This is a genomic window from Vulcaniibacterium thermophilum (assembly GCF_007923255.1).
Lineage (GTDB): Bacteria > Pseudomonadota > Gammaproteobacteria > Xanthomonadales > Xanthomonadaceae > Lysobacter_F > Lysobacter_F thermophilum.
Genome location: NZ_VOHJ01000077.1, coordinates 1 through 1135, shown reverse-complemented (window position 1 = coordinate 1135; position 1135 = coordinate 1). Strand labels below are relative to the sequence as shown.

1 protein-coding gene is annotated in these 1135 nt (G+C 71.4%); it reads left to right on the top strand.

Going from position 1 to position 1135, the window contains the following annotated elements; translation table 11 throughout:
• The first annotated feature begins 190 nt into the window (after window positions 1-190).
• The gene (locus FQY64_RS14630; protein WP_186761057.1) at window positions 191-1111 is read left to right on the top strand and encodes an IS110 family transposase; all 921 of its coding nucleotides are present in this window, start codon (window positions 191-193) and stop codon (window positions 1109-1111) included.
• Window positions 1112-1135 lie beyond the last annotated feature (24 nt).

Below are 1135 nucleotides of genomic sequence, written 5' to 3'. Positions count from 1 at the left end.
GATTTCCAAGGTGAGAGCGGAGTGCGGCAGGTCGCTAAGCCGCGGTGCCGCGAGCACGAGCAGGAGCATGGACCGCCGCACTCCGTGCTCTCGCCCCAAGCCCGAACAGTTGATCGAGTCGGAGCTCGAACCACAAGCGTGGGCGCGGCGAGAGTGCTCTCGTCCTTCAGTCTACTGCGAAGAGTCGTCTATGCCCGGATACGTTGGAATCGATGTCGCCCAGTCCGAGCTGATGGTCTGCCACCGCCCCGAAGGCCGGGTGTGGCAGGCGCGCAACACGCCCAGCGGCCGTGCGCGGCTTCTGGCCGAGCTGCAGGCGCTGGCTCCGGAGCGGATCGTGCTGGAGGCCAGCGGCGGCTATGAACGCCCGCTGTGGCGCCTGCTGGGCCGCGCCGGGCTGCCGGTGGTGCGCGTGCAGCCGCGCCGGATCAAGGCGCTGGCGCGCGCCCTGGGCCGCGAGGCCAAGACCGACGCGTTGGACGCCACCCTGCTCGCCGAGGCCGCCCGTCTGCTGGAGCTGCCACCCACCCCCGTGCCGCCGCCGGAACTGGAGCAGCTGCGCGAACTGGTCGACGTGCGCCGGCACCTGATCGAAGAGCGCGACAGCCACCGCCGTCGCTTGCACACGATCGAGAGTGCCCCGGCCCGCGCGGTACTCACCGAGCTGATCGCTGCCCTGCAGAAGAAGATCCAGGCCCTCGACCGCACCATCCAGCAGCACCTGCGCACCTGCCCGCTCGTGCCGCTGGCGGCGGCCCCGGGCTTGGGCCCGGTGCTGCGCGCCACCCTGGCCGCCCGCCTGCCGGAGCTGGGCCGGCTCGATCGCGGCCAGATCGCCGCCCTCGTCGGCGTGGCGCCCTACAACCAGGACAGCGGCGAGCGCCAGGGCAAACGCCACATCAGCGGCGGCCGCGCGGACTTGCGCCGGGTGCTGTACATGGCCACCTGGGCGGCCATCCGCGCGCGCTCCGTTCTGGCCGAAACCTATGCCCGCCTGCGAGCCCGCGGCAAGCCCAAGAAGGTCGCCGTCGTCGCCTGCATGCGCAAGTACCTCACCATGCTCAACGCCATGGCACGCGATCAGGCGCCTTGGGCGCCTAGGGTTGCCTAGGCCACAAGACAGTTGCTCCTGCAG

What these genes read in the sequence shown, in the direction of transcription:
- FQY64_RS14630 (WP_186761057.1), top strand. Translation starts at nt 191, where the DNA reads ATGCCCGGATACGTTGGAATCGATGTCGCCCAGTCCGAGCTGATGGTC.